Below are 25417 nucleotides of genomic sequence, written 5' to 3' on the forward strand. Positions count from 1 at the left end.
GATGCGGAGCTACTTATAGGGTTCGGTTGTGCGGCAGTGGTGTCCGCGATTTACATGACTATGCTTGTCGCCAGAAAAAAGACCATATTCAATTACCATATAGATATCCAGGCAGGCTCTGTCGAGTACTACGACTACTACCCGAACTTCGCAGGCCCGTTCTTCAAAGGCATCGCCATTTTCACCATCCTGCTCTTTCTCGGCGTCGCGTTCGTCACCGGCTCGCTGCTCTTCCTGGTCGGCCCAGCCGCCATTTCAATCGGGGCAGCGCGTACTTTGCTGAATTGGGAGAACAAGATTCACAACGAGGAAAGCCTGCCGTGGTGCGAATACAACTTTGTCACGGTAGATCGCAAGCGCTCCATGATCATCACCCACCGCACAGACATCACGTTGGGGTTTGAATTCCGCTTTCCCAACAAAGAGTTATTCGAGCATTTTTTACAATTCCTGCATTCTGCCCTGCCGCCCACGGCTGAGTTCACTGAAAAAGACTGGGAGTGGTGAAAGGATTAAAGTGCTGCTGGTCGCGCTCGCCTGAATATCTTCATGCAGAAACTCCAGAAGAAGAGGCAGAAGAAAAACGCGCGCTACTGGAGATCCAGTTAAGCCCACAAATTCTGGTTAAAAGCACAGTGGAGTACCGGCAGAAATACATAGTCAAAGTCGGGTATGCGGATGTGCTGGTACAAAACGGGGCCTGGATACAAATACGCCTGCCTGAAACCTTACGCGGACCTATACAACCATCGGAACTGTATTTTCCGAGTTTTCTTGCGGGGAGGATGTCGTCTGGCAAACCTGGGTTCCGCTCAGGCAAGAGGCCTCCTATATCGAGCTGCAAATCTGGTACCCGAAGGCGGTCGGTGTCTCGGGTGAACAAGCTCAAAGCTATCTGTATCAGATAGAGCTAAGCCCGGAAGGAAACATGACGGTCGACGGCTCAACTGTTACGGACCTTGAAATCAATAAATACAGCCGTGCCCACGCGCTGACCCTTGCGCTTCCGGAATAAGAAATCGTATGACTCATGTGACAACCTGCCGTACAGAGCAGAACCAAACTTCCTGCACCGATGCTTCTGTCATGATGTGGAGTGTCAAAACAATCGATTGCCCGCCAAAGGAATTTATGAGATTTCAAGTCTCTTTCATGGTCGGGGCTTTTGCACTTTTTACTTACTTTGCATGGTTAATGTGGGATGCAATAACTGAAAGCGCGGGATTTTTTATAAGTTTTATTTGCGTGTCAGTTGCGTCTTTAACTTATATGATCATGCTTGTAATAAGGCAAAAAACCATCTTCAACTACCACATAAAAACCCAATCAGGCTCCGTCGAACACTTCCTTCACTACCCAGACTTCGCAGGCCCGCTCTTCAAAGGCATCGCCATTTTCACCATCCTGCTCTTTCTCGGCGTCGCGCTCGCCACCGGCTCGCTGCTCTTCCTGCTTGGCCCAGCCGCCATTTCAATCGGGGCAGCGCGTACTTTGCTGAATTGGGAGAACCCGACTCACAACGAGGAAAGCCTGCCCTGGAACGAGTACAACTTTGTCACGGTGGATCGGAAACGCTCCATGATCATCACCCATCGCACGGACACCACACTGGGATTTGAAGCGCGTTTCCCCACCAAGGTCCTGTTCGAGCAGTACCTGCAATTCCTGCATTCTGCCCTGCCGCCCACGGCTGAGTTCACTGAAAAAGACTGGGAATGGTGAAAGGATTTACGTTGCGTGTCGCTCAGACAAAACCTTCACCAAACTGATTATTAAAAAGAATAATGATGCATATTTTTTATAATTAACTTAGACCAAAATCGAATTTCACAGAGGATGCTGCCGCACTTTAAGGTGCTCTGGACAAGGTCGAACGGACCTCAACCATTGGCAGGAGTTGTCATGAGCATCGAATTCATCGGCTATATCGCGACCCAACCCGGTTCTGAAATCCATCCCCGCAGCGGCCCGACCATCCAGCCCGATTACGTGGAGAAGGTCGCCAGGGCTCATGAAGAGGCAGGCTTCGACCGGGCGCTGGTGGCGTATCACTCCAATAGCCCTGACAGTGCTTTCGTCGCAGCTCATGCCGCCAGCGTCACGACCAGACTCAAGTTCTTGATTGCCCATCGTCCGGGTTTCATTTCCCCGACCGTGGCTGCACGTCAGTTCGCGACGCTGGATGTCTTCAATGGAGGACGCACCGCCGTGCATATCATCACCGGCGGGGATGACAAGGAGCTGCGCGCCGATGGCAGCCATATCGGCAAAGACGAACGCTACGCCCGCAGCGATGAATACCTGAGTGTGGTGCGCCAGGAGTGGACCAGCGACAAGCCGTTCGATCATCAAGGCACTTACTACCAGTTCGAAGGCGCTCATTCGCAGGTCAAATCGCCACAGCAGCCGCATATCCCGCTGTACTTCGGCGGCTCGTCGGACGCCGCCATTGCCGTTGCGGGCAAGCATGCCGATGTCTATGCGCTGTGGGGCGAGACTTATGAGCAGGTGCGTGATGTCGTCAAACAGGTTCGCGCCGAAGCGGCAAAGCATGGCCGTACCATTCGCTTCAGCCTGTCATTGCGACCGATTCTGGCAGAGACCGAAGAGAAAGCCTGGGCGCGGGCCGACAGTATTCTGGAAAGAGCCACGGCCCTGGCCCAGAGCAATGGCTTCGTGCGCCGCGAACCGCCGAATGAAGGCTCACGTCGCCTGCTGGCTGCGGCGGCTCAGGGTGCGCGTCTGGACAAGCGTCTTTGGACCGGCATTGCAGGCCTTCTAGGGGCCCAGGGTAATTCCACTTCGCTGGTCGGGACACCGGAGCAGGTCGCTGAGGCGCTGCTGGACTATTACGACCTTGGGATCACCACGTTCCTGATCCGGGGTTTCGACCCGCTGGACGATGCGATCGATTACGGCAAGAAACTGATCCCGCTGACCCGTGAGCTGGTTGCAGAGCGTGAGCGTCAGGCTCGGGAAAGGGTTGCCTGATAGCCGTCGCGGCCAAGACCCCTCCCACACAGACTGTGTGAAGGGGTCATTCGCGAGCCCTCACGCCGCAGCCTGCTCCTGCTTCAACGACCTTGCCACCAGACCACCGAACGACTCCACCGGCCCTTGCAGGTTGCCAAGGAAGCGCGGGTAGACCAGCCACAGGTCCATCACCGGCTTGAAGTCCTTGAGCGGCAGAACCGCCAGTTGCTCGCGATGCGCACTGCGCTCCAGCAAGGGACGTGGCACCAGGCCCAGCCCCATGCCATCGGCAACCAGACCCAGTTGCAGTTCGGTGCCGAAGGTTTCCAGATTGACCTTCAGGTTCAGGCCCTGATCGGACAAGGTGCGCTGCAGCCCCGCACGGAATCCGCAGCCGTCCGGGTTGAGTACCCATCCCTGTTCATAACAGTCAGCCAGCTTGCCGGGCTTCTTCGTGACGGCGCTTTTGGCGCATACCACCACCAGTTCCACTTTGCCGATGGACTGCCCGATGATGTTTTCCGGGAAGATCTTGCCTGCCGGAAACAGCGCTGCAGCAGCATCCAGTTCACCATTCTCGATCTTGCCGATCAGGTTGCTGCCCCAGCCGGTCACCACCTGGGCGCGCAGGTCCGGGAATTCGCCACGCAATTGTTTGAGGGCATCTAGCAGCACCACATCGCCGATAGTCTGGGGCACGCCCAGGCGCAACAAACCGCTGGGCGGAGTATCACTGGCTACAAGCTCACGAAGTGAATCCATTTCCCGCAGTATCGCCAGACACTTCTGATAAACCTGCATGCCTATGGGCGTGGGTTTGAGCGGCTTGGTATTACGGTCGAACAACTCGACACCCAGCGCCTGCTCGAAATTCTGTACCCGACGGGTAATTGCGGGCTGAGTCAGATCCAGCGAATCCGCCGCATGGCTGATCGACTGGCAACGGATCACTGCAACGAAAGCATCGATATCATCAATTTTCATTCGGACCGCACATAAAAATATAAAAAGAACATAGGCAAAAAGCATAGTGGGATTTCAGGATTCTGAATAGCTGCCATCCGGCAACCAGAGCGATTTCATCAGGGAATCGCTCCACGCCCAAAAAAGCATTAAAGAGCTTTTCGTTATAACCTCATCATAAAAAAATAGCATATTAAGATTCCACATTATGTTTACATCCATTCAGGCATCAACTCGCCCTGGAATGGATATGACACAGACTCGACACCCGGAACGACTCAGGGCCTTTATCGGTGCACTGGCCGAGCTCATCGACGGTAACCCCCGCGAAGGCGATCTCCTGTATCGCGGCGGCAAGCTGCTTTCACAACTGGTGAGCCATGACGACTGGCTGCCTGACGAATTCGCGATACCCGATCCGACCCGCTATCAGCAATTTCTTCTGCATGCCGACTCCCGTCAGCGTTTCTCGATTGTCAGTTTCGTCTGGGGACCGGGCCAGAGTACGCCCATTCATGACCATCGGGTCTGGGGCCTGATCGGCATGCTGCGAGGTGCCGAATATTCACAGGGCTTCGTTCGCAGCCCCGATGGACGCCTGGAGCGCGAAGGTCCGGCGATTCGGCTGGAGCCAGGCCATGTGGAAGCCCTCTCGCCACGCAGCAACGATGTGCATCAGGTCAGCAATGCCTTCAGCGACCAGGTGTCGATCAGCATTCATGTCTACGGCGCCAACATCGGCGCGGTAAAGCGGGCCGTCTATGAGCCGGACGGCAGCGAAAAACTGTTCATTTCCGGTTATTCCAACGCCTTTCTCCCGAATATCTGGGACCTGTCAAAAGAGAGCAAAGCCCAATGACCACACAATCGACCCGAACCTTTGCCGACATTCGCCAGGCGCTGCTGGAGCGCCGGGAAACCGCGTTGGTGGATGTGCGCGAAGAAGCACCGTTCGCTGAAGCACATCCGCTGTTTGCAGCCAATATTCCGCTGTCGAAGCTGGAGCTGGAAGTGTTCTCGCGCATTCCGCGCCGCGACACTGCCATCACCCTTTATGACAACGGCGAAGGCCTGGCCCCGATTGCCCAGCAACGCTTGCAGGATCTTGGCTACAGCGATGTGAAGCTGCTTGAAGGCGGCCTGCAGGGCTGGCGCGATGCGGGCGGGGAACTGTTTATCGACGTCAATGTGCCCAGCAAGGCCTTTGGCGAGCTGGTGGAGCATCATCGCAACACGCCTTCCCTGTCGGCCGAAGAGGTCAAGGCGCTGCTCGACGCCAAGGCTGATGTGGTGGTGCTGGACGCCCGCCGCTATGACGAATACCAGACCATGAGCATCCCCAGCGGGATCAGCGTACCGGGTGCCGAACTGGTGCTGCGCGCACGGGAACTGGCGCCCGATCCCGATACCCGGATCATCGTCAATTGCGCCGGACGCACCCGCAGCATCATCGGGACTCAGTCACTGGTCAACGCGGGCCTTCCCAACCGCATCCATGCATTGCGCAACGGCACCATCGGCTGGCTGCTGGCCGGTCAGACACTGGATCACGGTCAGGCACGTCGCTTCGCGGCAGTCAGTGAAGACACCCGTGAAGTGGCCAGTGCCGATGCGCGAAAGGTCGCCGACAAGGCTGGCGTGCAGCGCGCCAGCCGCGACGACCTGCAACGCTGGCAGGCCGATGCTTCGCGCACCACCTATCTGTTCGATGTGCGCACCCCGGAAGAGTTTGCCAAGGGTCATCTGCCTTCGGCCCGCTCAACACCCGGCGGACAGCTGGTGCAGGAAACCGATCACTTCGCCAGCGTACGGGGCGCACGCCTGGTTCTGGTAGACGATGACGGCGTGCGCGCCAACATGTCGGCTTCCTGGCTGGCCCAACTGGGTTGGGAAGTGTTCGTGATCGATGATCTGCAAGCGGCAGACTTCAGCGAAACGGGTGACTGGGATGCGCCCTTCCCTGCGCCGCCTCAGGTCGAGGAAATCAGCCCTGAAACCCTGGTTCAATGGCAGGCCGATGGCAAGGTCGCGGTACTCGACTTCACTGCCAGCGCCAACTACGTGAAGCAGCATATCCCCGGCGCCTGGTGGACATTGCGGGCGGATCTGGCCCAGGCGCTAACCAAAGTGCCAGACGTCGAACGTTATGTGCTGACCTGCGGCAGCAGTCGTCTGGCTCGACTGGTGGTGTCCGAAGTGGAAGCCCTGACCGGCAAGCAGGTGTTCCTGCTCAACGGCGGTACGGCCAGCTGGATCAAGGCAGGCCTGCCGCTGGAGCACGGCGAAAGTCACCTGGCTTCGCCGCGCATCGATCGCTATCGCCGCCCGTATGAAGGCACCGACGCGCCACGAGAAGCGATGCAGGCTTATCTGGACTGGGAGTTCGGGCTGGTCGAGCAACTGGGGCGTGACGGGACCCATGGGTTCAATGTGATTTGATGCCAAATAAATTCGCTTCTGGGTAAGGCCGATCAGTTAAGGCACAAACAAAACCTGTGGGAGGCAGCTTGCTGGCGAGAGGGCCTTGAAACTGGCAGATATTCTGCGCCTGTACGCCAAAGTCGCCAGCAAGCTGCCTCCCACAAAGTGATTCATTGACCTTAACGGGTTTCGCCCAACATTAAATCAATATAATGCATATTATAAAAACACAAAATCAGTTAATTACATAATTAGCATATAACCAAAAGATACTTCACACCGGTTTCTTATAGGCATAACTTCAGTTCCACGGAGCCCATGAAGCTCATTCACCAAGGCAGGGACTGCTGATCTCCCGAGCCGTCAGCCCACGACATTCAGGAGCACTCGACATGAGTAAACAACGTCACTTGAAACTCGGCGCCATGGTTCACGGCGTCGGGCATGGATGGGGTGAATGGCGCCATCCGGACGCGTTGGCGGATGCCAGCGTAAATTTCGGTTTCTACAAACAGCAGACTGCACTGGCTGAAGCCGCGAAATTCGATTTCGTGTTCATTGCCGACAGCCTGCATATCCACGAAAAATCCAGCCCGCATTATCTGAACCGCTTCGAACCGCTGACCATCCTCTCTGCGCTGGCTGCAACCACGCAGAACATCGGACTGGTGGCGACTGTCACAGTCAGCTACACCGAACCCTTCCAGGTTGCCCGGCAGTTCGCTTCGCTGGACCATATCAGCGGTGGTCGCGCCGGCTGGAACGTGGTCACTTCATGGCTCAGCGGCACTGCCGACAACTTCAGCAAGGGCGAGCACCCGCCCCATGCGGTTCGCTATCGCATTGCCAAAGAACACGTCTCGGTGGTCAAGGGCCTGTGGGATTCCTGGGAGGACGACGCCTTCGCCCGCAACAAGCAGACCGGCGAATTCTTCACTCCGAGCAAGCTGCATGCGCTCAACCATCAGGGCGAGTTCTTCCAGGTCAAAGGCCCGCTGAATATTTCCCGCTCCCGCCAGGGCCATCCGGTACTGTTCCAGGCTGGCACTTCCGAAGACGGGCGCAATTTCGCAGCGGAGTATTCCGATGCCATCTTTGTCCACGCCGAAACCCTGGAAGATGCCAAAGCCTATTCCCGGGATCTGAAAAAACGCGCCGCCGGGTTCGGCCGTAATCCCGACGACCTGTCGATCTTGCCGGGTATCCGCCCGATCATCGGTCGCGACGAAGCCGAAGTCGAAAACCGTTATCAGCAAGCCGTGGAACTGGTGTCCATCGAAGATGCCATCGTGGCGCTGGGCCGTCCGTTCAACGATCATGATTTCAGCCAGTATCCGCTGGATGAGCCGTTCCCCGAGCTGGGTGATCTGGGCTCCAACAGCCAGAAAGGCGGTTCGGACCGGATCAAGCAACTGGCCAGGGACGAAGGCCTGACCCTGCGCGAAGTTGCCCTGTATTTCTCCCGTCCGCGTCGCGATTTCGTCGGCACGCCCGATCAGGTCGCCGATGCGGTGCAGACCTGGTTCGAACAAGGTGCAGCCGATGGCTTCATCATCAACTCATTGCTGCCCGACGGCCTGCAGTACTTCACCGAGCTGGTCGTACCGCTGTTGCAGCAACGTGGTCTGTTCCGCAGCGAATACACAGGTTCCACCCTGCGCGAGCACTTTGGTCTGTCAGTGCCGGTCAATCGCCATGCGCCAGACGCCCAGAGCGTCAGCGCCAGAGAGGAAGCCGTGGCATGAGCCTTTCCCAGCTTCGCCCACAGAACGCTGCCGAATCAGCCGAGGCTTTCACCGCCCGGCTCGCCCAGATCACCGCCCGACTGGCCGAAACCGCAGAGCACTACGATGTCAGCGGCGAATTTCCTCACGCCAACTTTCGTCTGCTGCATGAACACGGCCTGCTGGGCCTGACGGTACCCAAAGACCTGGGCGGCGGTGGCGCCGACCTGGCTCAGGCACTGCAAGCCGTCAGCGCCGTTGCCAGGGGTGAACCTTCCACAGCGCTGATTCTGGTCATGCAATACATCCAGCATTCCCGTTTACAGGAAAGCAAAAGCTGGCCAAAGGACTTACGTGTGCTGATTGCAAAACAGGCCGTGCAGGATGGCGCGCTGATCAATGCCCTGCGGGTGGAGCCGGATCTCGGCACCCCGGCTCGCGGCGGTCTGCCAGCTACCATCGCCCGCCGTACCGCGCAGGGCTGGCGGATCAGCGGCAGCAAGATTTACTCCACCGGAAGCCATGGCCTGACCTGGTTCAGCGTCTGGGCTCGCAGCGACGATGAAGATCCGCTGGTCGGTGCCTGGCTGGTACACAAGGACACGCCCGGCATCAGGATCGTCGAAGACTGGGACCACCTGGGGATGCGTGCCACCAGCAGCCATGAAGTGATTTTCGAGGATGTGCTGGTGCCGCTGGAACATGCGGTCAGCGTAAGCCGCTGGAGTGCGCCACAACCGGAGCTCGACGCCTCGGGCCTGCTGTGGATGTCGGTTCTGCTGTCATCGGTCTATGACGGTATCGCCCACTCGGCAAGGGATTGGCTGGTGCACTGGCTGGAACAGCGCAAGCCGTCCAACCTGGGTGCCACATTGTCGACCCTGCCCCGTTTTCAGGAAGCCGTGGGGCATATCGATACCTTGCTGTTCGCCAATCAGAACCTGTTGCAGTCTGCCGCCCAGGGCCTGGTCCCGACGAAAAACGCCGCGCAGATCAAATATCTGGTAACCGGCAATGCCCTTCGCGCTGTAGAACTGGCCATTGAAGCGACGGGCAATCCCGGCCTGTCGCGCAGCAATCCGCTGCAACGGCATTACCGCAACGTGCTGTGCGGGAGGGTCCATACGCCGCAAAACGACGCGGTCCTTCAGGGTGTGGGCAAGGCCGTTTTCGCTGCGCGCAGCACGCCTTTATAAAAGACATCATCAGATCGTCTTTTCCGATGATGATCACTCTAATTGAGAGGCGTTTTCATGAGTAACTTCGTGAGGGCGCCAACCAAAATAAAAAAGCAACATTCAATATTAAAACCCCCTCCGATCAATCCTTTAGCAACTAATACTTTACTTCCCCCGCCCTTTACATCCTCTTTGAAAATCACCCTCCACTAGTTACCGAATCGCGATAGTAAATCTATCTAAAACTCATATTAGTTCGCCTTGAAAAAATGCTAAAACGTATAGACCCTTAAGCCATTCACCTAGGAAACACAACATTCACTCACATCCGAGACAGCGCAACCCCGATCAAAAAGCATTGAAAAAAATGACTTTTACCTGACGATTCGGTCAGCTAAAAATCCATAAACTCTCATCGTGGAATCTGCCGATCGCGGAACAAGGATTAGGGGTTATCCCGATATTGACGTCAATTTACCATCGCTACTATCCGATTATCTTTAAGACAATCGAATGGATGCGAGCATGGCTATCTACATTGGTTTTTGGCTTGGGCTCGTAGTCGGTGCCACCGGAATAATACTGGGGCAAAACACCATTTCAGCCATTGGCCTGGCCATTATTGGGGCCACTACCGTCGCGCTGCACTTGCGCGCCAAATCGCCAACCCCACAGATCACGTCTGAAAATCCCGGATCAGGCTTGCCCCAGCCCCAAGGCCAACCCGACGTACCGGCTCTGTTGCACACCATCGTCCCCAGCTGGAGCGATAGCATCAACCAGAGCCGTGATCTGCTGCAGACCAATATCAGCGAACTGTTCAACAGCTTCAGCAATATTGCGACCCGTCTGGAAGGCAGCCTCAACAACTCTGAAAACATTCTGGGTAATGGCGGTGTCGGTGCCAGCCTGCTTGAAGCCAACCAGCGGCTCGAGGAAGTGACCCGCTCCTTCAACGCCAGCAGTCAGCGCCAGCAGGAGTTGACGACAACGATCAGCAAACTCGACAGCTATGCCAGCCAGTTGCAGTTCATGGCCAAGCGCGTGCAGGAAATCGCCAGCCAGACCAACCTTCTGGCCCTCAATGCCGCCATCGAGGCCGCTCGTGCAGGGGAACATGGTCGCGGTTTCTCGGTTGTAGCCGATGAAGTGCGCAAGCTTTCTTCGCTATCCGCCGAGACAGGCCAGGGCATGGACACCAAAGTCGAAGAGATCAACAAGGCCATCCAGTCCACCATCACCGCCGCAGCCGAACTGGGCGAAAGCGAGCGTAGCAATCTGGATTTCCTCAACGACTCGGTCACCAAGGTCATGACCCGCCTTGGAGAGAACCTCAACGAACTCTCCGATTCGTCCCATGCACTGCAACGCGACGCCCGCGATACCCAGCGCGACATCCACTCGATCATGGTCAACCTGCAGTTCCAGGATCGTGCCGATCAGATGCTCGATCATGTCCAGGCCGACCAGCAACAACTGCTCAGCGCCCTGCACAGTCAGGACGAGAGTCTCGATGACCCGCACGCCTGGCTGGATCGCCTGCGTCAGCGCTTCACCACGGAAGAAGAGCGCCACGGGCGACCACAGGCCGCCGCCAGCGAAATCACTTTTTTCTGATTCCTGCTTTTTCCCTATACGAGAGTTCCTAACATGGCCAAGACCGTACTGATCGTCGATGACTCTGCATCGATGCGCCAACTGGTGAGAATGAGCCTGAGCAGCGCAGGGCATCAAGTGATCGAGGCTGTAGACGGTCGCGACGCCCTCAGCAAGCTCACCGGGCAGAAAGTCAACCTGATCATCAGTGACGTGAACATGCCCAATCTCGATGGCATCGGCCTGGTCAAAGAGGTCAAGGCGCGCCCCGAATACCGCTTCACCCCCATCATCATGCTCACCACCGAAAGCGAGCAGTCCAAGAAAGCAGAAGGCCAGGCCGCGGGTGCCAAGGCCTGGATCGTCAAACCTTTTCAGCCTCAGCAGTTGCTCGCTGCGGTCGAGAAACTGCTGGGGTAAGCCCATGTTCTCGATAACCGAAGGGACGCAAGACACACCCACGCTGATGCATGTGAAAGGCGACCTGACCATCTACGAAGTCAGGCAGGCACATGAGTTGCTCATGCCCTTGATCTCAACACAGGCACAGGCCTGGCAACTGGACCTCAGCGGCGTCGATGAAATAGACAGCGCCGGTGTTCAGCTATTGCTGGCGTTGCAGCGCGAACTGTCATTGAGCGGGGCATCAGCCAGTGTCAGTGCAGCTTCGCCCAGCGTGATGGAAATGACCGGGCTGCTGGCTCTGGATGTGCTCCAACCTGTGGCTCAGGCCGAGGATTGACCGATGCTCAGTGGCGAACAGTGGAATCAGTTATTGCAGGGCTTTCTGGATGAAGGCCGGGACCTGCTCAAGGATGCCGAAGACAGCCTGCTGCGTCTTGAAACCACTCCGGACGATCACGACGCGGTCAATGGTCTTTTTCGTGCCGTTCACACCCTCAAGGGCTCGGCCGGGATCTTCTCGCTGACGCCGCTGGTCACCCTCACCCATCATCTGGAAAGCCTGTTGATGTCGGTGCGCGACGGGCAGCGGGTGCTGACCTCGGACCTCACCTCACTCATGCTCAAGTGCATGGATGAGTTGAGCACCATGCTCGAAAGCGTAGACCCCGACAACGGCGTGATGGAAGCCAACGAAAGCCGTCAGGCGCCTCTGCTCGCAGCACTGGCCAAGGCTCAGGGGCATGAAGCCGTAGAAACCGAAGATGCCACGTCAGTCAGCAACGAAGCGGTCATCAACGATGACGAACACGACTGGCAGGTTTCCATCGCATTTGCCAGGGAGCTGTTTCAGAACGGTTTCGACCCGGCAGCCTTCGTGCGCTATCTCAAGAAGCTCGGCACCATCACCAGCATGCAGACGCTGACACCGTCCTTGCCGGAGCTGGGAAGTCTTGATCCTGAAGACTGCTATCTGGAACTGAACCTGACCCTGCGCAGCAGCGCTCAGGCCAGCGAGATCGAAGACGTTTTCGAGTTCATTCAGGACTTCTGCACCCTGCAGATCGAGCGACTGGCTTCAGAGCCCGAGGCCAGCGTGACACTCGTCGAGCAGTACCCGGTCGTCGAACAAGCTCCAGTCCTGCAAGTACAGGCCTTGGCCCCGGTGGCTGTGGCCGCGCCTGAAAGACCTGCGGCAGCTGCGAATCCCAACCGCGACCGTCGCCCCGTGGAAAACACGATGGTCAAGGTTGCAGCCAACAAGCTCGACGAGTTGATCAATCTGGTAGGCGAGCTGGTCATCAGCACGGCCGGCGCACAGATGCAGGCCCGCCTGGGCGGTCACAATGGCAGCATCGAAAGCACCCAGGCGGTGCTGCAACACGTGGAGCAGATTCGTGAAATCGCGCTGAAACTGCGCATGGTCGAAGTGGGCGAAACCTTCAACCGCTTCCATCGCGTGGTGCGTGACGTCAGCCAGGAACTGGACAAGAAAATCCAGTTGACCATTCGTGGCGGCGAAACCGAACTGGACAAGTCGGTGATCGACAAGGTGGCCGATCCGCTGACCCACCTGGTTCGCAACGCCATCGACCACGGCATCGAATCCGCCGCCGATCGTATGGCGGTCGGCAAACCGGCAGAGGGCAATCTGAGCCTCAATGCCTATCACGACTCCGGCATGATCGTGCTGGAAATCAGCGATGACGGTCGCGGCCTGAATACTGCGCGCATTCTGGAAAAAGCCATCGCAAAAGGCATGGTCGAACCCGATGCCCAACTGAGCGACAGCGATATTCACCTGCTGATATTCGAGGCCGGTTTCTCCACTGCCGAACAGGTTTCCAACCTGTCGGGACGCGGTGTAGGCATGGATGTCGTGCGCAGCGCCATCGATCAACTGCGCGGCACGATCGAAATCGATTCGGTTGCCGGTGAAGGCTGCACCTTCCGCATTCGCCTGCCGCTGACCCTGGCCATCATCGATGGTTTTCTGGTCAGTGTGGGCCAGGACAGCTTTGTCATTCCGCTGGATGTGGTCACCGAATGCATGGAAGCCACCGCACCGCCTCTGGAAAACGGCTATGGCTATCTGAACCTGCGAGGCAGACCTCTGCCGTGCATTGCGCTGAACAGTCACTTCGGCATCAAGGCCGAGCCGTCCCGGCGTCGCAACATTGTCGTGGTCAGCCAGGGACGCCAGCAGGCCGGGCTGATCGTCGATCAGCTACACGGAGAACTGCAAACCGTCATCAAGCCTCTGGGCAAGATGTTCCAGCACCTTCGCGGTATCAGCGGCTCAACCATTCTGGGGTCCGGTCAGGTCGCACTGATTCTGGATATCCCCAGCCTGTTTCGCCATTTGCAAGCCCAGGTCGAAAGCGCCAGTCAAACCAGTGTCGCCAGCGCCAACTAACTTTTGCAGCCTTCAGGAGATGTAAGCATGCAGTTCATCCGAAATATGAAGATAGGGGTCCGGCTGACATTCGGTTTTCTTATAGTCGTCGTCTTTACCGCAGCCATCGGCACGCTGGGCATACATAATCTGGAGGAGGTCAACAGGCTCTCTGACCGCATGTACGAAATCGATGTCGAGGGCATGAGTCAGTTGCAGGAAGCGAATATCCAGCTGATTGCGGCAGGACGTTCCCTGCGCCAGAGTTTGCTCTCCACGACCACGGAAAGCCGTGACAAAGCGGCCGAACTCACCCGCAACACACTGGAAACGACCCGTGCCCTGATCATCAAGTCACGCGAAAGCTTCGTGACCAAAGAAGGTCAGGCCCGAGTCGACGCCCTGCTGGCACCGCTGACCGAGTACGAGAACGTTTCCAGGCTGCTCTTGCAACTGAATCAGCAAAGCGGTCAGCTCCAGGAGGCCAGTGCAGTCACCGATCTGATGCCAAAAGCCATATCGAGCGGTAATGTCGTCGATGAAATGTTGGGAGACGTGGTCGACTACAAGAAAGAACGTGCCGGGCAGTCGAACCAGGAAATCAGTAATATCTCCGAAAAGTCCCGCGTACAGATGATTGTGCTAGTGGCCTTGGCTACCCTGCTGGGCATGCTGATCGGCGTCCTGGTCACCCGCAGCATCACCAAGCCGCTCAATGGCGCAGTGGAAGCCGCCAACCGCATGGCGGCGGGTGATCTGAGCAAGGACCTTGAAATCAACAGCAAGGACGAAACCGGTCAACTGCTGGCGTCCATGCAAAACATGGCCGTGCGTCTGCGCAGCATTCTGGGCGATGTGCGCAGTGCCGCCGACTCGCTGTCCTCGGCTTCGGAGCAGGTCAGCTCCACCTCGCAATCCCTGAGTCAGGCCGCCAACGAACAGGCCGCCAGCGTCGAGCAGACCAGTGCCTCGGTGGAGCAGATGTCCGCCTCGATTTCCCAGAACACCGAAAGCGCCAAGATCACCGACGGCATCGCCGGCAAGGCGGCCAATGACGCCGTTCAAGGCGGCGGTGCAGTAGGCGACACGGTTCTGGCCATGAAGCAGATTGCCGACAAGATCAGCATCATCGACGACATCGCCTACCAGACCAACCTGCTGGCCCTGAACGCTGCAATTGAAGCCGCTCGCGCAGGCGATCATGGCAAAGGCTTCGCTGTGGTCGCAGCCGAAGTGCGCAAGCTGGCCGAACGCAGCCAGGTGGCCGCTCAGGAAATCGGTCAGGTCGCCTCCAGCAGCGTACAACTGGCCGAACAGGCCGGGCGCCTGCTCAACGAGATCGTGCCCAACATTCAGAAGACCTCTGATCTGGTGCAGGAAATCACCGCGGCCTCCCAGGAGCAGAGCGGTGCAGCCGGGCAGATCAATATTGCCATGGGCCAGATGAACCAGATCACCCAGCAGAACGCCTCGGCGTCTGAAGAGCTGGCAGCCACGGCAGAAGAAATGAATGCCCAGGCCGGCCAGTTGCAGGAGTTGATCGGCTTCTTCCGCTTCGAGGCACAGTCTTCGTCGAAACCTCAGTCACGCGCCAATGACAACTACAGCAGCCCGACGCCGCCGTGGTCCAGAGGCAAGTCGCAGGTCGACGAAGGCCAGTTCGTCAGCTTCAACTGACAGGGAGGTACGATCATGAGTCTTCCCCAAACTGTCGAACGGTTATCCGATACCGACACGATGAGCATCCAGCACCTGTCGTTTCGGGTGCGGGACGCCGCTTATGCGCTGCCTATCGATCTGGTGCGCGAGATCATCGAGTACGACGAAGTCACGTCCGTACCGATGATGCCGGCCTTTATCCATGGCGTGATCAACCTGCGCGGCAACGTGGTGCCGGTGCTCGATCTGGCGGCACGCTTCGGCTTCGAGCTGACCACGCCAGGCAAGCGCACCTGCATCGTGATCATCGAGCTGACGCTGGAAGACCTCTACCAGCGCATCGGCCTGGTGGTGGATGCCGTGGACGCCGTGCTGGATATCGACCCGCAGCAAGTGGTGCCTGCACCGCCGTTCGGGGCCGGTATCCGTACGGATTTCATCGCGGGCATGGCACGTCGCGACCAGACCTTCACCATCATTCTGAACATTGCACAAGTGTTGTCCCTGGACGACATTCGCCAGCTCAGTCTTGCTGTGCTCAAGGGAAGTTGAAATGTCGGAAGTTTTGAAGATGCCGACACTCGGCGACGCCGAGTTTCTCCATCTGCAAAAGCTCATGGCTGATGCTTCGGGCATCCAGTTGGCGCAGAACAAGCGCCCGCTGGTTGCCGGGCGTCTGATGAAGCGTCTTCGCTATTACCAGCTGAACAGCTACACCGAATACCTGCAGATGCTTGAACAGCCCCTGTACAAGCAGGAGCGCCGTCTGGTGGTCGATCTTCTGACCACAAACGAAACATATTTTTTCCGCGAAAACCCGCATTTCGAGTTTCTGGGCCAGTGGCTGGCAAGGCGACGGGGCCCGATACGACTGTGGAGTGCGGCCTGCTCATCGGGCGAAGAACCTTACACTCTGGCCATGGTTCTGAGTGAAAGCGCCACTACCCAGGACTGGTCCATCATGGCTAGTGATCTCAGCCTGAGCATGCTGCAAAAGGCCCACGAAGGTATCTATGACCTGACTCAGGCCAAGTACTTTCCAGAAGGCTGGATGCAGCGTTATTGCCTCAAGGGGATTGAAGACATGAGCGGACGCTTCAGGGTCAAGGCAGCCCTGCGCGACCGTATCACGCTCCAGGAAGTCAACATCGTTCAGCCCCTGTCAGAGGACGTGGGCCTGTTCGATGTGATTTTTCTGCGTAATGTGTTGATTTACTTCGACAATGAAGAAAAAAAACGTATCGTGCAGCGCCTTGTCTGTCAGTTGCGTCCCGGCGGCCTGTTATTCATAGGTCATGCCGAAAGCATTCACGGTTTTGATCTACCTGTACGGCTGGTAAGGCCTTCGGTGTACGAATGTCTATAAACCAACCCCTTTTCCTGCGACCCGGTGATTACTTCTTCGGTCGTCACGACGGACCGGTCACGACACTGCTGGGCAGTTGCGTGTCTGTGATTCTCTGGCACCCACGCTGGCGGTTACTGGGAGTGTCGCACTACCTGCTGCCCCGTGACCCGACCGCAAGCTGCAACGATCACGACACTCGCTACGGTGAAGCCGTGTTCCAGCGCATGCATGCCGACATGGTGCGTCACGGCACCAACCCGAGCGAGTACCGCAAAGGCATTTTCGGCGGAGGTTGCTTGACGCGCTTCGAGGGCAACGGCCTGCGCAAGATAGGCCATACCAACAGCGACTTCGCGCGCAAGGAATTCAACCTGCGCAAGTGGTCGGTGGACTTGCACGATCTCAATGGCGACCATTACCGCCGTCTGCAGATCGATGGACTGAGCGGCAGGATCGAATGCCAGCGCAATGAAGTCACGTTGCCCCTCATCACACCGAACTCAAGGACAGGTGGGCATATTCTGTGATCCGCGTATTCATCGTCGACGACTCGGCCCTGGTTCGCCAGGTACTGACCAATTGCCTGGCAAGCCACCCCGGTATCGAGGTGATCGGCCAGGCCAGCGACCCGATCTACGCCATCGACAAGATGCGGCGCGACTGGCCGGATGTGATCATTCTGGATGTGGAAATGCCGCGCATGGACGGCCTGACCTTTCTGCGCCAGATCATGAGCGAGCGCCCTACCCCGACGCTGATCTGCTCGACCCTGACCGAAGCCGGTGCCAGTGTTTCCGTCGAAGCTCTGGCGGCCGGTGCCGTGGGTGTTTTCACCAAGGCACGGCTGGGCCTCAAACAGAGCCTTGAGCAGATATCGGGGGATCTGATCCGCAAGATCGAAGAAGCCGCCCGCACCCGCCCAGGCGCTTTCCGGCCACCTGTCCGTACCCAGGCTGTGGAGGCACCGCCTCCACAGGCAAACCCGCTGTTCAGAACCACCGACCGGGTCGTGGCCCTGGGCTGTTCGACCGGCGGCACTCAGGCACTGGAGTTCATTCTTCGCCAACTGCCACGTGACTGTCCGGGCATTGTGATCGTTCAACACATGCCGGAGAAATTCACGGCCGATTTCGCCCGGCGTCTCGACAGCCTGTGTCAGATCGAAGTCCGCGAAGCCAGACACCTGGACCGCGTCCACAGCGGTCTGGCCTTGATCGCTCCCGGCGGTCTGCACATGCAGCTCAAGCGCAACGGAGCCCACTATCAGGTCGAGGTTCTCGACGGCCCACCGGTCAACCGGCACAAGCCATCGGTAGATGTGCTGTTCCGGTCCATGGCCAGACATGCAGGCGCCAATACCCTGGGCGTGATCATGACCGGCATGGGTGACGATGGCGCCCGCGGCCTGCTTGCCATGCGTGAAAGCGGAGCCCACACCGTCGCTCAGGATGAGGCGAGCTGCATTGTCTTCGGCATGCCCAAGGAAGCCATTCGCATGGGCGCTGCACAAGCGATAGAACCGCTGTCCAGAGTACCGATTCTGATCCAGCAGTTTGGTGACAGCGCACGGCATGGTTAACGCAATGCCAGCACCAAAAACAGGAATAGGAATGCCCTTTTTCGAACGGATGCAGTCAGCCATCAGCGGGCTATCATCAACTCCCACGGGAGAACAGTAATCGTAGCTTTCACTCGTTGCCAGCTATCCACTTCCCATGCGACACAGGCCGTAAATATGCCTTGCCGAATTCTGCTCGCCGATAGCTATCCATTGTTTCGGGCGGGTATCCGGGCACTACTGGAAAAACAACACGAATACGAAATCGTCGGTGAAGCCGGCGATGGAGACAGCATCATCCAGCTGGCTTGCCTGCTGTCGCCGGATATCGTCCTGCTGGACATGTCCATGGAGCGATCATGCAGCGTGCATGCACTGGAAGAACTGTCAGTGCATGCGCCCGGCTCCAAGGTGCTGATGCTGTCGACACATACCGACTCAGGCTTTGTCATGAAATGCCTGCAACTGGGAGCCCAGGGCTATCTGCTCAAGAGCGCCAGTTTTCTGGAGCTGGAACTGGCCCTGCAAGCGTTGCAGCATGGCGATCAATACTTGTCTTCGGAGGTCGTGCCGCTGGTGGTCAGCGAGGCCGTCAAGAAAAGCCTCGCACCCTCGTCGCCCGCAAGACCCGGGAATTTTTCACTGACCGAAAGACAGCTGGAAATCCTGCGCCTGATCGCCCGCGGCGAATCGACCCGCTCCATCGCGCTGGGTCTTGGCCTGAGCGTCAAGACCGTGGAAGCCCATCGCTCGCAGGTCATGCATCGTCTGGGGATTCACGATCTTGCCAGTCTGGTGCTTTTCGCCGTTCGTGAGGGAATCATTCAGGTCAACGACTAGCCTCACATCAGAAGTGGCGGCTCGAAAGCCGTCACTTCCGGCAACGCCTGATCCCACTTCACGACCTCCACCGATGCGGTTTGTGCCGAGCAGCCCTGAGACAGGCTTGAAGCCCCCACATCGAGGGTAATCATGTTCGGGTTGCCATGCTTCTCAAGGCTGCCCTTCTGGCCATGTACCACAGGATCGAACCAGGCTCCCGTAGCGATCTGCACGACACCGGGGCGAATGTCGTCCGAGACAATCACTCCAGCCAGAAAAGCCCCACGCTCGTTGAAGACCTTCACCACATCGCCCTCGCTGATGCCCCGTGCCTGGGCGTCGCTGCGATTGAGGGTCAAGGGCTCGCGTTCGCGGATCTTCGAGGCTCGGCTATAGGCGCCATGATCGTACTGGCTGTGCAGACGGGTTCGCGGTTGATTGGACAGCAGGTGCAAGGGAAACGAGGTCGCAGGCTTGTCCAGCCAGACCGGATGCCCCGGACAGTCCGCATAGCCGAACCCTGCAATGCGTTCGGAGAAAATCTCGATACGCCCTGAAGGCGTGGGCAACGGGTTGGCCTGCGGATCGTCGCGAAAAGGCTTGAGCAGGATCATGTCGGTTTCGGGGTATTGAACCTCGAACAGGCCGTCGCGCCAGAACTGCTCGTAGTCGGGCAACTGCACGCCAAAGGTTTCAGCCCGCTCCCGAGACTGCTCATAGATGTGATACAGCCAGGCCGAGGCATCACGCCCTTCGGTGAAGGTATCCCCAACACCCATGCGCTGCGCCAGATCGGCAAGGATCGAATAGTCATCGCGGGCCTCGCACACCGGCTCGATGGCTTGCTGCATGGCGATCATGAAACGGTCGGAAGCCGAGCTGCCGATATCATTGCGTTCCAGCGCCGTGGTCGCGGGCAGGACAATATCGGCATACCTGGCCTGAGCGGTCCAGTACTGCTCGTGAACGATGATGGTTTCCGGACGCTGCCAGGCATCCAGCAGGCGATTGAGGTCCTGATGATGGTGGAAGATATTGCCGCCCGCCCAGTACACCAGACGAATGTCCGGGTAGTGCCGCAACTGGCCGTTGTAATCGAAAGGCGCGCCGGGGTTGAGCAGCATGTCGGCGACACGTGCCACCGGGATGAAATCCTTGACCGGGTTGCTGCCCTGCTCGAAGCGTGGCCCGGAGAATGCCTTGCGACCGCTGCCCGTATTGTTCATGCAGCCATAGCCCAGACCAAAACCGCCACCCGGCAGACCGATCTGCCCCAACAATGCGGCCAGGGTGACGGTCATCCAGAACGGTTGCTCGCCATGAATCGAGCGCTGCAGGGAATAGGCGACGTTGATCATGGTCCGCTTGCTGGCCATCCGTTGTGCCAGTTCGATGATCTGGCGGGCCGAGATGCCGCTCAGTTTCTCGGCCCAGTGCGGGTCCTTGGGCTGGCCGTCGACATGGCCCAGCACATAGTCGCGAAAACGCTCATAACCCACGGTATAGCGCTGTACGAACGCTTCGTCATGCAGGCCCTGGGTGATCAAGACCCAGGACAAGGCCAGCATCAGCGCCGTATCGCTGCCGGGAAGAATCGCCAGCCACTCATTCTTTTCAGGACCGCTCAGGTCATCGCGCAGCGGGCTGACATTGACGAACTCCACACCTGCTTTCGACATCGCCTGCAAGGCATCGCTCAGCAGGTGATCGCTGGCACCGCCGGGGCTTGTCTGGGCGTTCTTGGCAGGCAGACCACCGAAGGCCACGAACAACTCGCAGTGCTCGGCCAGGTTTTTCCAGGAGGTATGCGCCGCCAGCAGCCAGTCCATATTGCCGACGATATGCGGCATCAACACGCGTCCTGCGCCGAGGCTGTAACTGTCGGTACTGAACACATACCCGTCCAGGCAGTTGAGGAAGCGATGCAATTGACTCTGGGCATGATGAAAGCGCCCCGCACTGCCCCAGCCATAACTGCCGCCGAAGATCGCCTGATTGCCATGCTCGCCCTTGATGCGCTTCAGCTCCCGGGCGACCAGATCCAGTGCAACATCCCAGGACACTTCAACGAACGGCTCCTGCCCCCGCAGGTCGGGTCGGCCACCTGACTCATGAAGAAAACTGCGGCGCACGGCAGGACGCTTGATACGGGTCGGCGACGCGATGGCGCCAGCAACCGAATCACCGATGGGCGAAGGATCCTTGTCCCACTCAGCGGGCACCAGCGCTTCAAGCTGTCCATCCACGACCTGCGGACGATAGACGCCCCAGTGCAATGAAGTGAAAGTCATGGTGAAGGGGCTCCTGAGTGGTTGAGGTGTGGTTTTTCGCGAATGAATTCACGAAGAGCAATCAACGGGAAACCTGCTCCTGCAATTCCAGCGCCGAATTGAACGACTCATCGAACACGCTGGCCGCAGGATAGCTTTTGGTCAGCCCGGCGCTGTTGAAAAAATCGATGGTCTGCTGCGCGCCCGCAATCACGTCAGGGGTAATCGGCACCACGACTATCTGCGAACGGGAGAACCAGCGGCGGGCGACGTCTGCATCGGCCCTGGTCAGGCCTGACCAGGCATTGGCGTAGGCTTCGCTGTTCTTCGGATCGCGCACCGACCAGTCGCGAGCGGCTTGCAAACGCTGAAGGAAGTCATTGATCTGAGCACGCTTGTTCTTGATGGCCTTGTCGTTGGCAACAATGAAGCTCTGGGCAGGAATCAGCCCCTTGGCTGTGACGATCACACGCGCGCCCTGACGCTCCTGCTGGGTGACATAAGGCTCCCAGGTCGCAATGGCATCCACCGAGCCGCCGTCCAGGGCATGGGAGGAATCCAGCGCGCTGAGGTAACGATAATCCACGGCATCACGGGACACGCCCGCCTTGTCCAGTGCCGTGAGCATCAATTGCTGACTGAAAGAACCTTTCCAGATCGCCACTTTCTTGCCTGCCAAGTCCGCAACGCTCTTGATGGAAGAGTCCTTGCGCACCACGATGGCCACGCCATCCAGATTCTGCCGCGACACACCAATGACCTTGATCGGCGCACCCAGAGCGCCCATGAACAACGCTGGCGAATCCCCCAACAGACCAATATCCAGACTGCCGACGTTCAAGGCTTCGGCCACTGGCGAGCCGGCGGTGAACTGCTTCCATTCAAGTTCATAAGGCAGGTCGTTGAGCACACCCGCTGCCTCCATCACGGTACGTGCGCTGTAACTCTGGTCACCGACCACAAGGTCGGCGGCCTGCACGGTCAAGGAAGCAACAAGTGTCAGGAGCAGACCGGGCAGCAGGCTCTGCTTCCATCGGGCGAGGGTGTTGTCGGGCACGTGCAATCTCCACAGGATCGAAATGAGGTCTGGATCCGCAGGTGCGGTAGCCGGTTTTTGATAACGGTTTCAATGTCTGAAACGAATTCCAGGAACCCTATCACTCTCAAAAACATTATCTAAATTCATTTTCGATCTAGCCTGATATGCAAAAAGCTCAGTTATCACTCTCCAGATTCAAAGCGTGTCGCTGCTTGCCAGCCTTTCGCGCAGGAACTCGATCAAGGCCTGCACCGGCCTTGAGGCCTGACGATGCTGGGGATAAACCGCCGACAGCGTCAGGGGCTCGGGACGCAGATCGTCCAGCACCCGGACCAGGCTTCCACTGCTCAGCGCGGCCCCGACAATGAAGGTCGGCAAATACGTGATGCCAAGCCCGGCAATCGCCGCATCCCGCAACAACTCGCCGTTATTGGTACGCATCCGCCCGCTGACATTCAGGCTCACGGGTTTGCCGCTGCCCTGGAAACGCCACTGCACCTGGCGATTGTGGCCATAGGGCAAGCAGTCGTGGGCGTGGAGGTCTTCAGGTTTTTCCGGACGTCCCCGCTCGGCCAGGTAAACGGGGCTTGCGCAGTACACCCGGTCGATTGTGGCAATACGCCGGGCAATCAGGCTGGAGTCTTCCAGCACGCCAATGCGCAACACCAGATCATAGCCCTCGCTGAGCAGGTCCACCGGCCGGTCACTCAGGTCCACTTCCACTGCCACATCCTTGTAACGCTGCAAAAACAGCGGCAGCAGGCAACCCAGATGTGCCACGGCAAACGAGAGCGGCGCACTCAGGCGCAAGGTCCCACGCGGCTCGCTGTTCTGCCCGGAAATGCCTTGCTCGACCTGCTCGACTTCCCCCAGCAGGCGCAAGGCCGACTCGTAATAGCTCTGCCCCAGCGGGGTGACATCAAGACGCCGGGTGGAGCGATTGAGCAAGCGCACGCCGAGGCGCTCTTCGAGCTGCATCAGACGACGGCTGACGAACTGCTTGGACAGGCCCAGCTTGTCGGAGGCCGCCGTGAAGCTGCCCGACTCCATGACCTGGCAAAAAATGCGCATATCTTCAAAGGGGTTCATTGTCACAACCTGGTTGACAGTTAAACGCTTTATAGCCGCTTTTTCGCCTTTCAGCACCCTATTAATCTGTGTCCATGGTGCAGACAAGGCCCGAAGCCAGGACTGCCCTCAGTTGCCAAACCCTTACGTTTTCTCAAAAGGACTGACCCCATGAACACTCTGCAAAAAGCCCTGACCACCACCCTGCTCGCCCTGTCCGTCAACAGCGCCTTTGCCGCTGGCAGCCCTGGCGTCGAACACAACACCCAGGCCTTTCTCGAAGCGCTGGCCGCTGGCGGTGGCAAGCCGCTTGAGCAACTGAGCCCCAAGGACGCCCGTGCCGTCCTGACCGGCGCCCAGGCCTCGGTCAAGGTGGATCTGTCGGGAGTGGAAGTCAGCGAGCGTTCGATTGATGCCAACGGTCAGAAGATCACCCTCAAGATCGTCCGTCCTGCCAAGATCAAGGGTGACCTGCCGGTGTTCATGTTCTTCCACGGCGGTGGCTGGGTATTGGGCGACTTCCCTACCCACCAGCGGCTGATCCGCGACCTGGTGGTCGGCTCGGGGGCGGTAGCCGTGTATGTGGATTACACGCCATCACCTGAAGCCCGGTACCCGACAGCAATCAATCAGGCTTATGCCGCGACCCGCTGGGTGGCCGAGCATGGCAAGCAGATCGGTGTGGATGGCAGCCGACTGGCGGTCGCCGGCAACAGTGTCGGCGGCAACATGGCGGCAGTAGTGGCGCTGATGGCCAAGGAGCAGAAAACCCCGGCACTGCGCTTCCAGTTGCTGCTGTGGCCGGTGACCGATGCGAACTTCGATAACGGCTCCTACCAGCAGTTTGCCGAAGGTCACTTCCTGACCAAAGGCATGATGAAGTGGTTCTGGGATAACTACACCACCGATGCGGGCCAGCGCGCTCAGATCCATGCCTCACCGTTGCAGGCCAGCAATGAACAATTGCGCGGACTGCCAGCAGCCCTGGTGCAGACCGCCGAGTTCGATGTGCTGCGCGACGAAGGTGAAGCCTATGCCCGCAAGCTGGATGCGGCCGGTGTACCGGTTACGGCGGTGCGCTACAACGGGATGATTCATGACTTCGGCCTGCTCAACCCGCTGACCCAGATCCCGCAAGTACGTGCAGCAATGCGCCAGGCGGCGAACGAGCTGAAAACCCACCTCGGTAACTGATTCCCTCACGTAATGACCTGCCCCCATCGGGGGCAGGTTCAAGCCAGTCGCCAGGCCACTTTCCAGACGGGCTGAGACCTCGCTGAAAACCTCAGGCCAGAGCGCTGCGCACAGACGCGAAGCCACCCACCGAATTAACAACGATTAACTCGTCAGCCCTGTTCCTTCACCCAAGAATGGCGCTCTCTTCGCAGACTTTTGCCCATCGAAAGGTGCTGACAAAACAGCCAACTCACTTGCACCTTCACGCGACAATGGACATTGCCATGACTCAGGTTCCGCAATACCCCTGCTCGATATGCAAAACCATGGACGGCATCAAGCAACCGACAGCCGTCAGCGGCGGCCTGACCCTCTGGCGCGAGCGTCTGGCCAAGCAGTTGATCCTCGAAAAACTGGGTGAAAACATCGAAGTCTCCGAACTGGCCCGAGCCTGTGCCTTGTCCAGAAGCTATTTCTCCAGAGCCTTCAAACGCAGCACCGGCCTGTCGCCTCAGGAATGGATTCGCTGCCAGCGCATAGCCCGCGCAAAGTGCCTGATCCAGCACACGGAAATGACCTTGACCCAGATAAGTCATGAGTGCGGATTCTGTGATCAATCGCACTTCTCGCATATCTTTTCCCGTACTGAAGGCATCAACCCCTTTACTTGGCGCGGCCATGCGCTAAAGAACACAGATAACAGCAAAGTGTTTGCCGCCAGCGGATTCTGAAATAAGGGCTAGATTGAAAGTCGCATCACGAGCAAGCTCGAGAGCGTACTTGTCTGCCCGAAAAACAGAATCCCAGGCGACACAACAGGAATGA

Annotated in this window: 23 protein-coding genes; 19 read left to right on the top strand and 4 right to left on the bottom strand. The window is 58.1% G+C overall.

What is annotated here, in order from left to right; all coding sequences use genetic code 11:
- The first annotated feature begins 54 nt into the window (after positions 1–54).
- The 3 genes from KQP88_RS17420 (at position 55) to KQP88_RS17430 (ending at position 2991) form a co-directional block, all read left to right on the top strand.
- Entirely contained in the window at positions 55–507 is a 453-nt protein-coding gene (locus KQP88_RS17420) for a permease (RefSeq protein ID WP_253950498.1), read from the top strand.
- Positions 508–1023: 516 nt separating this feature from the next.
- Positions 1024–1722 (top strand): permease, encoded by a 699-nt coding sequence (locus KQP88_RS17425; protein ID WP_216703736.1) that lies wholly within the window; start codon positions 1024–1026, stop codon positions 1720–1722.
- Positions 1723–1902: 180 nt separating this feature from the next.
- Positions 1903–2991: an LLM class flavin-dependent oxidoreductase gene (locus KQP88_RS17430; protein WP_216703737.1), complete on the top strand. Its 1089-nt coding sequence runs from the start codon at positions 1903–1905 to the stop codon at positions 2989–2991.
- Between the two features lie 60 nt (positions 2992–3051).
- On the opposite strand, the gene KQP88_RS17435 is transcribed toward KQP88_RS17430, so the two are convergent.
- Positions 3052–3957, bottom strand: a complete 906-nt coding sequence (locus tag KQP88_RS17435; RefSeq protein ID WP_216703738.1) for a LysR family transcriptional regulator — start codon at positions 3955–3957, stop codon at positions 3052–3054.
- Between the two features lie 229 nt (positions 3958–4186).
- Here KQP88_RS17435 and KQP88_RS17440 point away from each other — a divergent pair, with 229 nt between their 5' ends.
- From KQP88_RS17440 to KQP88_RS17505, 14 genes are all read left to right on the top strand, one after another.
- On the top strand, positions 4187–4795 hold the full coding sequence (locus KQP88_RS17440; protein ID WP_200992573.1) for a cysteine dioxygenase family protein: 609 nt from the start codon (positions 4187–4189) through the stop codon (positions 4793–4795).
- Positions 4792–6375, top strand: coding sequence for a rhodanese-related sulfurtransferase (locus KQP88_RS17445; protein ID WP_216703739.1), 1584 nt, complete (start codon positions 4792–4794; stop codon positions 6373–6375). The genes KQP88_RS17440 and KQP88_RS17445 overlap by 4 nt, the downstream gene beginning before the upstream one ends.
- Before the next feature lie 374 nt (positions 6376–6749).
- Positions 6750–8102, top strand: a complete 1353-nt coding sequence (locus KQP88_RS17450; RefSeq protein ID WP_216703740.1) for an LLM class flavin-dependent oxidoreductase — start codon at positions 6750–6752, stop codon at positions 8100–8102.
- Positions 8099–9277 carry an acyl-CoA dehydrogenase family protein gene (locus KQP88_RS17455; protein WP_216703741.1) on the top strand — a complete coding sequence of 393 codons (1179 nt, stop codon included), beginning with the start codon at positions 8099–8101 and terminating at the stop codon, positions 9275–9277. Before KQP88_RS17450 ends, KQP88_RS17455 begins: the two co-directional genes overlap by 4 nt.
- Before the next feature lie 507 nt (positions 9278–9784).
- Positions 9785–10876: a methyl-accepting chemotaxis protein gene (locus tag KQP88_RS17460; RefSeq protein ID WP_216703742.1), complete on the top strand. Its 1092-nt coding sequence runs from the start codon at positions 9785–9787 to the stop codon at positions 10874–10876.
- A 33-nt stretch (positions 10877–10909) separates the two neighbouring features.
- On the top strand, positions 10910–11275 hold the full coding sequence (locus tag KQP88_RS17465) for a response regulator (protein WP_095067474.1): 366 nt from the start codon (positions 10910–10912) through the stop codon (positions 11273–11275).
- Between the two features lie 4 nt (positions 11276–11279).
- Entirely contained in the window at positions 11280–11597 is a 318-nt protein-coding gene (locus tag KQP88_RS17470) for an STAS domain-containing protein (protein ID WP_216703743.1), read from the top strand.
- A 3-nt stretch (positions 11598–11600) separates the two neighbouring features.
- The gene (locus KQP88_RS17475; RefSeq protein WP_216703744.1) at positions 11601–13673 is read left to right on the top strand and encodes a chemotaxis protein CheA; all 2073 of its coding nucleotides are present in this window, start codon (positions 11601–11603) and stop codon (positions 13671–13673) included.
- Positions 13674–13700: 27 nt separating this feature from the next.
- Positions 13701–15329 carry a methyl-accepting chemotaxis protein gene (locus KQP88_RS17480; protein WP_216703745.1) on the top strand — a complete coding sequence of 543 codons (1629 nt, stop codon included), beginning with the start codon at positions 13701–13703 and terminating at the stop codon, positions 15327–15329.
- A 15-nt stretch (positions 15330–15344) separates the two neighbouring features.
- Positions 15345–15863, top strand: a complete 519-nt coding sequence (locus tag KQP88_RS17485; protein ID WP_200992580.1) for a chemotaxis protein CheW — start codon at positions 15345–15347, stop codon at positions 15861–15863.
- A gap of 1 nt (position 15864) precedes the next feature.
- Positions 15865–16677 carry a CheR family methyltransferase gene (locus tag KQP88_RS17490; RefSeq protein ID WP_216703746.1) on the top strand — a complete coding sequence of 271 codons (813 nt, stop codon included), beginning with the start codon at positions 15865–15867 and terminating at the stop codon, positions 16675–16677.
- A complete protein-coding gene (locus KQP88_RS17495; RefSeq protein WP_253950499.1) occupies positions 16668–17186 on the top strand; it encodes a chemotaxis protein CheD in 519 nt (172 codons plus the stop codon). Before KQP88_RS17490 ends, KQP88_RS17495 begins: the two co-directional genes overlap by 10 nt.
- Positions 17183–18238: a protein-glutamate methylesterase/protein-glutamine glutaminase gene (locus KQP88_RS17500; RefSeq protein ID WP_216703747.1), complete on the top strand. Its 1056-nt coding sequence runs from the start codon at positions 17183–17185 to the stop codon at positions 18236–18238. Before KQP88_RS17495 ends, KQP88_RS17500 begins: the two co-directional genes overlap by 4 nt.
- A gap of 156 nt (positions 18239–18394) precedes the next feature.
- Complete coding sequence (locus tag KQP88_RS17505) at positions 18395–19057, top strand: response regulator (RefSeq protein ID WP_200992583.1); 663 nt, start codon at positions 18395–18397, stop codon at positions 19055–19057.
- A gap of 2 nt (positions 19058–19059) precedes the next feature.
- Here the strand turns inward: KQP88_RS17505 and KQP88_RS17510 are convergent, their stop codons facing one another.
- From KQP88_RS17510 to KQP88_RS17520, 3 genes are all read right to left on the bottom strand, one after another.
- On the bottom strand, positions 19060–21330 hold the full coding sequence (locus KQP88_RS17510; protein ID WP_216703748.1) for a molybdopterin guanine dinucleotide-containing S/N-oxide reductase: 2271 nt from the start codon (positions 21328–21330) through the stop codon (positions 19060–19062).
- Between the two features lie 61 nt (positions 21331–21391).
- Positions 21392–22330 (bottom strand): ABC transporter substrate-binding protein, encoded by a 939-nt coding sequence (locus KQP88_RS17515; RefSeq protein ID WP_216705987.1) that lies wholly within the window; start codon positions 22328–22330, stop codon positions 21392–21394.
- A gap of 213 nt (positions 22331–22543) precedes the next feature.
- Positions 22544–23437: a LysR family transcriptional regulator gene (locus KQP88_RS17520; RefSeq protein ID WP_216703749.1), complete on the bottom strand. Its 894-nt coding sequence runs from the start codon at positions 23435–23437 to the stop codon at positions 22544–22546.
- A 150-nt stretch (positions 23438–23587) separates the two neighbouring features.
- Between KQP88_RS17520 and KQP88_RS17525 the strand changes: the two genes are divergently transcribed.
- A complete protein-coding gene (locus KQP88_RS17525) occupies positions 23588–24610 on the top strand; it encodes an alpha/beta hydrolase (RefSeq protein ID WP_216703750.1) in 1023 nt (340 codons plus the stop codon).
- A 308-nt stretch (positions 24611–24918) separates the two neighbouring features.
- On the top strand, positions 24919–25323 hold the full coding sequence (locus KQP88_RS17530; RefSeq protein ID WP_200992886.1) for a helix-turn-helix domain-containing protein: 405 nt from the start codon (positions 24919–24921) through the stop codon (positions 25321–25323).
- Positions 25324–25417 lie beyond the last annotated feature (94 nt).

It is taken from the genome of Pseudomonas lijiangensis, assembly GCF_018968705.1.
Lineage (GTDB): Bacteria > Pseudomonadota > Gammaproteobacteria > Pseudomonadales > Pseudomonadaceae > Aquipseudomonas > Aquipseudomonas lijiangensis.

Bases quoted from the DNA above. Each gene is read 5' to 3' on its own strand.
- KQP88_RS17490 (WP_216703746.1), top strand. From the start codon at position 15,865: ATGTCGGAAGTTTTGAAGATGCCGACACTCGGCGACGCCGAGTTTCTC.
- KQP88_RS17425 (WP_216703736.1), top strand. From the start codon at position 1,024: ATGACTCATGTGACAACCTGCCGTACAGAGCAGAACCAAACTTCCTGC.
- KQP88_RS17530 (WP_200992886.1), top strand. From the start codon at position 24,919: ATGGACGGCATCAAGCAACCGACAGCCGTCAGCGGCGGCCTGACCCTC.
- KQP88_RS17470 (WP_216703743.1), top strand. From the start codon at position 11,280: ATGTTCTCGATAACCGAAGGGACGCAAGACACACCCACGCTGATGCAT.
- KQP88_RS17440 (WP_200992573.1), top strand. From the start codon at position 4,187: ATGACACAGACTCGACACCCGGAACGACTCAGGGCCTTTATCGGTGCA.
- KQP88_RS17505 (WP_200992583.1), top strand. From the start codon at position 18,395: ATGCCTTGCCGAATTCTGCTCGCCGATAGCTATCCATTGTTTCGGGCG.
- KQP88_RS17475 (WP_216703744.1), top strand. From the start codon at position 11,601: ATGCTCAGTGGCGAACAGTGGAATCAGTTATTGCAGGGCTTTCTGGAT.
- KQP88_RS17525 (WP_216703750.1), top strand. From the start codon at position 23,588: ATGAACACTCTGCAAAAAGCCCTGACCACCACCCTGCTCGCCCTGTCC.
- KQP88_RS17450 (WP_216703740.1), top strand. From the start codon at position 6,750: ATGAGTAAACAACGTCACTTGAAACTCGGCGCCATGGTTCACGGCGTC.
- KQP88_RS17430 (WP_216703737.1), top strand. From the start codon at position 1,903: ATGAGCATCGAATTCATCGGCTATATCGCGACCCAACCCGGTTCTGAA.
- KQP88_RS17460 (WP_216703742.1), top strand. From the start codon at position 9,785: ATGGCTATCTACATTGGTTTTTGGCTTGGGCTCGTAGTCGGTGCCACC.
- KQP88_RS17465 (WP_095067474.1), top strand. From the start codon at position 10,910: ATGGCCAAGACCGTACTGATCGTCGATGACTCTGCATCGATGCGCCAA.
- KQP88_RS17510 (WP_216703748.1), bottom strand. From the start codon at position 21,330: ATGACTTTCACTTCATTGCACTGGGGCGTCTATCGTCCGCAGGTCGTG.
- KQP88_RS17480 (WP_216703745.1), top strand. From the start codon at position 13,701: ATGCAGTTCATCCGAAATATGAAGATAGGGGTCCGGCTGACATTCGGT.
- KQP88_RS17495 (WP_253950499.1), top strand. From the start codon at position 16,668: ATGTCTATAAACCAACCCCTTTTCCTGCGACCCGGTGATTACTTCTTC.
- KQP88_RS17435 (WP_216703738.1), bottom strand. From the start codon at position 3,957: ATGAAAATTGATGATATCGATGCTTTCGTTGCAGTGATCCGTTGCCAG.
- KQP88_RS17520 (WP_216703749.1), bottom strand. From the start codon at position 23,437: ATGAACCCCTTTGAAGATATGCGCATTTTTTGCCAGGTCATGGAGTCG.
- KQP88_RS17455 (WP_216703741.1), top strand. From the start codon at position 8,099: ATGAGCCTTTCCCAGCTTCGCCCACAGAACGCTGCCGAATCAGCCGAG.
- KQP88_RS17445 (WP_216703739.1), top strand. From the start codon at position 4,792: ATGACCACACAATCGACCCGAACCTTTGCCGACATTCGCCAGGCGCTG.
- KQP88_RS17420 (WP_253950498.1), top strand. From the start codon at position 55: ATGACTATGCTTGTCGCCAGAAAAAAGACCATATTCAATTACCATATA.
- KQP88_RS17485 (WP_200992580.1), top strand. From the start codon at position 15,345: ATGAGTCTTCCCCAAACTGTCGAACGGTTATCCGATACCGACACGATG.